Source organism: Verrucomicrobiota bacterium, assembly GCA_019247695.1.
Taxonomy (GTDB): Bacteria; Verrucomicrobiota; Verrucomicrobiia; order Chthoniobacterales; family JAFAMB01; genus JAFBAP01.
Window position 1 is genome coordinate 1 of record JAFBAP010000093.1, and the last position, 5479, is coordinate 5479.

The window sequence follows — 5479 nt, forward strand, 5'->3', positions numbered from 1 at the left end:
TCGATTACAAAGTGCGGCTGGGCTTCAGTGATGGGCAATGGGCCTATGACGATCGCATCCAAAAGGTGTTTCTGGACCGGGAACACCCGGTCGAGACGGATCGGCTCGGTGCCGGGCTGCAGGCCTCCCGCGGCGGGACGCGTTAACGATCAAGAAAATCAACGAAGTCGGTACCGGACCGCCGGAGGGAACCCTCGGCGGCTTGACTGCGTGTAATTACACGTTAATAGTCCCGTTAATCCGTCCAGAAACGCTAACCGATGCCACTCGTTCCCAGTCACCTGCCCAAAGGTCGTCTTCCGAAAAGGGTTCAATTCGCCGGCGCGAATGCGTCCCAGCTGCGCGAGCCGGTCTTCAAACGTCTTCCATACCCGTTTCTCGTGGCGGCCGTCACGTTTGTGACGCTTGTTGCCGCCGCGGGCGTGCTCTCGGTTCCGACGATGTACGTGCGCCCTTTTGAAAGCGAGTTCGGGTGGTCGGCCGGTCAGGTTTCCATGGCGCAGGCACTCCAGATCGCTCTCTTCGGGCTTACCGGGCCGTTCGCGGCCGCCGCGATGGAGCGTTACGGCGTCCGGAAAACCATCGCGTGCGCGCTCGGGGTCCTGGCGATCGCCTCACTGAGCGTCACGCGGGTGACGGCCCTCTGGCAGCTGCTTCCCTGGGCAGCGGTCGTGGGCGTTGGTGCGGGCACCATCGCGCTGACGCTTGGCGCGACGATCGCCAATCGCTGGTTTCTCGCGCAGCGCGGGACGGTCCTGGGGCTCTTTACCGCCGGTAACGCCACCGGCCAGTTGGTGTTTCTCCCGATGTTCGGCGCCTTAATTGAGCATCAGGGCTGGCGACCTTGCGCCTACATCCTTGCGGCGCTCACGTTCTCGTTCATCCCGTTTTTCTGGCTTGCGATGCGGGAGCGTCCCGTTGACGCCGGCATTCCCCCCTGGGGCGGCACTGCGATTGAGCCGGCGCCTACCCACACCCGAAACCCGTTGGCCGAAGCGTTTCGAACTCTCCGGCAAGCGTCGCGCTCGCGCACGTTCTGGTTGCTCGCCGGTTCCTTCTTCATCTGCGGCGCAAGCACCAACGGGCTCATCGGTGCCCACCTGGTTCCCGCTTGCGGCGACCGCGGCATCCCGGAAACGCGTGCCGCCGGCTTACTTGCGCTCATGGGACTATTCGACCTGATTGGCACGACGATGTCAGGCTGGCTCTCCGACCGCTGCGATTCCCGCTGGCTGCTCTTCTGGTACTACGGGCTGCGCGGTTTGTCGTTGCTGTTTCTACCGTTCGCTTTCGGATCCGGAATGCTGGGCCTTCCGGTATTCGCGGTGTTTTACGGTCTTGATTGGATCGCGACGGTGCCTCCAACGGTTCGCCTTGCCACCCTGGCGTTCGGCCGGGAGCGCGCACCGGTTGTCTTCGGCTGGATCGCTACTGCCCATCAGCTCGGGGCGGCCTGCACGGCTCTGGCTGCCGGTTGGTCCCGGACCGCGCTCGGCACCTATGACGATGCGTTCCTGACCAGCGGCCTGCTTTGCCTGGTGGGAAGCACCTTGGTTCTCTCGATTGCGCGCCGGCCGCCCCTTGAGCCGGCATTTGCCACCGCGTTGGCGACCTGACCTCAAAGCTCATCCGGAGCTCCGGCGAACACGGCAGGTAACTACCTTTTTTGCAGGTTCGTCGAGCCTTCTGCTTGCATGCAGGTGTTGGAGGGTAGGTGAGAGCCGGGGACGGCGAGCGCAAGCAGCCTGAGCTCTCACGCACCCTGTCATACCGGTTCAATGACCATCGAGGTAAGATTTTGTCTTCCTTCCCGGGTGCTCCGCGAGCTTTATACCACGGGCGGCATCTTTTCCGGGACGTGAGCGCACAGGTCTGGTGTTTGGTTGGCCGGCGGTAGAAATGTTTGTGATCGCCGTTTCCGCCGAGGCCAGAACGGCCCGGAGCTGCTGAAGCGATTCGGAACCGATCTGATCGAGAAATCGGCGTTGTGCCTCTTCCCAGAAAGGCATGCTGCCTATCAACTTGCGCTCTCCGGCGGTGGTTAGCTGCAGTAAATGTGTCCGGCGATCTTCACCGGTGGCGGCGGCCACCCATCGAGCCCTGGTCAGGGGACGCAGGTTGCGCGTCAAGGTAGTACGATCCATTCCGACCTTCTCCGCCAAGGCCGTGTGACTTAGCCGGCCGGCACGGGCGATGTTTGCGAGCAACGAGTACTGCGTGATGGTGAGGCCCTCGGGCGACAAAACGTTGTCATAGAACGAGGAAAGCTTTCTGGAGATTCTGCGGACCTGGGCACAGACGCAGGCTCCGGCCTCCGTGACACTCAATTCCGGGTGAACGGCCTCTTGCATAGGTGTACCTGCACCTGTATTCGTTTAACATACATTGGTTTGGGGGCAAACAAAATGAGGACTGCCCTGCACGGAAGAAAATATACCGGGCGTCACCTGCCATTGCACCCGGCCCGATGATCATCAATCATGACTTATGGCACGCATCGTTCGTTTTCATGAACCCGGAGGGCCCGAAGTCTTGCGGCTCGAGGATGTCGACGTCCCATCACCGAAGCCCGGCGAAGTGCGTATCGCGGTGAAAGCCCTTGGTCTGAACCGCGCGGAAGCGATGTTCCGCGCCGGCCGCTACTGGGAAGAGCCTCAACTGCCGGCCCGGCTGGGTTACGAAGCTGCAGGCACCGTGGAAGCCGTGGGCGAGGGGGTGCAGGGCTTGGCGCCGGGGGATGCCGTCAGCACGATTCCGGCCTTTTCGCAGAACCAATACGGGGTATATGGTGAGGTGGCCCTCGCGCCCGCCTCGGCGGTTACGAAGCATCCGTCCTCGTTACCCTGGCAGGAAGCTGCGGCGGTCTGGATGCAATATGCGACGGCTTACGGGGCACTGATCCACGCGGCCCGGCTTCAGGCCGGCGATGCCGTTCTGATCCCGGCGGCCTCGAGCAGCGTTGGCTTGGCTGCCATCCAGATCGCCAATCTTCTCGGGGCCACGCCCATAGCGTTAACCCGCCGGAGCAACAAGCGACAACTGTTGTTGGATGCCGGTGCGGCCCACGTCGTGGCCACTGAGGAAGAGGACCTCGTCGGGCGGGTAAACGAGCTCACAGGCGGCAAAGGCGCCCGCGTCACCTTCGATCCCGTAGCCGGCCCTACGCTGGCCAAACTTGCCGCGACTGCCGCGCCGGGCGGCATCATCATCGAATACGGCGCACTCAGCTCGGAACCGGCGCCTTTCCCGCTCCTGGAAGTTCTTGGCAAGTCCCTGACCTTGCGCGGCTATGTCCTGTTCGAGATCACGGGCGATCCCGCGAAACTCGAGGTCGCCAAAAAGTTTATCATCGATGGATTGGCTTCAGGCGGGCTCAAACCGGTCATTGCCAAGGTGTTCCCGCTCGACGAGATCGTCGAGGCCCACCGATTTCTTGAGAGTAATCAGCAATTCGGCAAGATCGTGGTGCAAGTGTGACGTGCCTCGCGCAACCGGGCGGATGCCGATCGCTTACGCTTGGTACCGTAGAGGCCCGCGGCGAAGCAAACGAATGGTAACACTACCTGCTGATAGCGTATGACGACGTTGCAGGTGTCCACGGACCTGCTGGACATCAGCTACGATGTCGCCGGACCTGAGGACGGCAGGCCCGCGCTGCTTTTGCATGGCTGGCCGGATTCGCCACGCACCTGGCGCGGCGTTGCGTCCAGGCTGAATGCGCAGGGCTGGCGGACGGTCGCGCCCTACCTGCGCGGCTTTGCCCCGACGCGGTTTCTGTCCTCGGACACGCTGCGTGTCGCCCAGGCGGTCGTCCTTGCCCAGGACGCCATCGACCTTGTCGACCGGCTCGGCTGGAGTCGCTTTGCGGTGGTTGGGCACGACTGGGGCGCACGGATCGCCTATACCTTGGCAGCCCTGTTCCCTGAACGCCTGACCCGCATCGTTGCCCTGGCGTTGGCCTACCAGCCGTATGGCGCATTCAAGGTCCCGTCGTTTTCTCAGGCCCGGCGTTTCTGGTACCAGTGGTTTATGACGCTCGACCAGGGGGCAGCCGCGATGCGCCGGGATCCGGTCGGCTTTGCCCGCATCCAGTGGGAGAGCTGGAGCCCTCCGGGCTGGTTTGATGAGGCGGAGTTTGCCGCCACGGCGGAGAGTTTCACCGGCCCGGACTGGGTGGCGGTGACGTTGAGTTCCTACCGGTCGCGATGGCGCGATGAACCCTTTGATTCGCGCTATGCGGTATTGCAGCAACGATTGGGCACGGTCGAGACGCTCGCCACGCCCACGCTGATGGTTCAGGGAGACGCAGATTTCTGCACTGAGCCCGCCTCGTCGGAGGGCCGGGAGCGGTTCTTCACGGGAGGCTACGATCGCTTGGTGCTGGAGGGCGTCGGCCATTTTCCCTCCCGTGAGGCGCCGGAGGCAGTGGCGGAAGCCGTGCTCCGGCACCTGATGTGACCTCATCCGGCGCCTACCTGACCCTCGGCGACAGGTAGGCAAAAGCGCCCTCGGAACAGCCTCGCCTGCCCTGGAGAGTCAAACCCGCCAGGCGATCACCAGCAGGTAGTAAACCGCGTTAGGTTAGGCGAACCACACGGATACGCGATCCGCGCCATCGCTCTGAAGGTGACGAATGGAGTGTCGTGCCAGGATGGTTGGAAGCTGACGGTTGACCATGGGCCGGAAATAGCCCATTCCGGCACGCGCGCGGTACTCCCGAAGGTCAGGGCTTGATCGTGTTTGGACGGTTTCCCAGGGGGTAAAGCCCTGAGCTTTACCCACATTGTTTGAGGGTAGCGCGGGGACAGCCGTGACCGTCTTACGGCCCGAAGGGCCAAGGGAACTTAGCCCGGGGCTTTACCCCCTGGGTAACCGTCAAATCACGATCCAGCCCTCCTAAGGCGTCACGCCTGTACGCCCTCCTTAACAAACGCCCGCCCGCCGGGTTGGATTTGCTGAAGGGGCGGCAGAAACGTGCACCCGTGGCGCCGATGACACAAACGCAGATAAACCATGTCGTATCCTGCTGCCCCAATCCCTTGCCCGGTTGCTGGTTTACCTGATCTTTTCAACCAAAGCTCGTGCCCCCGCCCTGGCCGATGAGGCTCTGCGCTAAAGTCCCCCGGTCCGTTGGGCCTAAGATCGATTCAACCAGCTACGGAGCATCCGCCGGCGCCGACACCCTCCTGTGAGCCGGCATTCTATCGGGATAACTGTCTGAATGGTATTAAAGGATACAAGGCCGGGTATGGCTTTCGTCCCGGTATCAGGGACGCTTGATCTTAGCCAGGGATTTCAGTCCCTGAGAAGGGCATTTAAGAGGGATCGCGTTCCGTCGGTACGCCTGAAACGCTGCCCCGGCGGGCGCCGACTCCCAAGAGGCGGCCGGTTGGCCAAACCCGGCGCGACCCTCGACGCCAACCCCGACCACCCCAACCTTTGACGGCCGCCTGGGTTGGACGCGTGCGAACGCGAGCAG

At 62.8% G+C, this 5479-nt stretch carries 5 protein-coding genes; 4 read left to right on the plus strand and 1 reads right to left on the minus strand.

Annotation, left to right across the window (positions count from 1 at the left end; genetic code table 11):
• Both JO015_10435 and JO015_10440 read left to right on the plus strand, forming a co-directional pair.
• Positions 1-146 (plus strand): hypothetical protein (locus tag JO015_10435; GenBank protein ID MBV9999516.1); only part of this gene is annotated, 146 nt, incomplete at its 5' end.
• A gap of 114 nt (positions 147-260) precedes the next feature.
• A complete protein-coding gene (locus JO015_10440; GenBank protein MBV9999517.1) occupies positions 261-1616 on the plus strand; it encodes an MFS transporter in 1356 nt (451 codons plus the stop codon).
• Positions 1617-1775: 159 nt separating this feature from the next.
• Here JO015_10440 and JO015_10445 read toward each other — a convergent pair whose 3' ends face one another.
• A complete protein-coding gene (locus JO015_10445) occupies positions 1776-2351 on the minus strand; it encodes a MarR family transcriptional regulator (GenBank protein ID MBV9999518.1) in 576 nt (191 codons plus the stop codon).
• Positions 2352-2487: 136 nt separating this feature from the next.
• Here JO015_10445 and JO015_10450 point away from each other — a divergent pair, with 136 nt between their 5' ends.
• Together JO015_10450 and JO015_10455 are read left to right on the plus strand one after the other, a co-directional pair.
• The gene (locus JO015_10450) at positions 2488-3477 is read left to right on the plus strand and encodes a zinc-dependent alcohol dehydrogenase family protein (protein ID MBV9999519.1); all 990 of its coding nucleotides are present in this window, start codon (positions 2488-2490) and stop codon (positions 3475-3477) included.
• Positions 3478-3576: 99 nt separating this feature from the next.
• On the plus strand, positions 3577-4458 hold the full coding sequence (locus JO015_10455) for an alpha/beta hydrolase (protein ID MBV9999520.1): 882 nt from the start codon (positions 3577-3579) through the stop codon (positions 4456-4458).
• Positions 4459-5479 lie beyond the last annotated feature (1021 nt).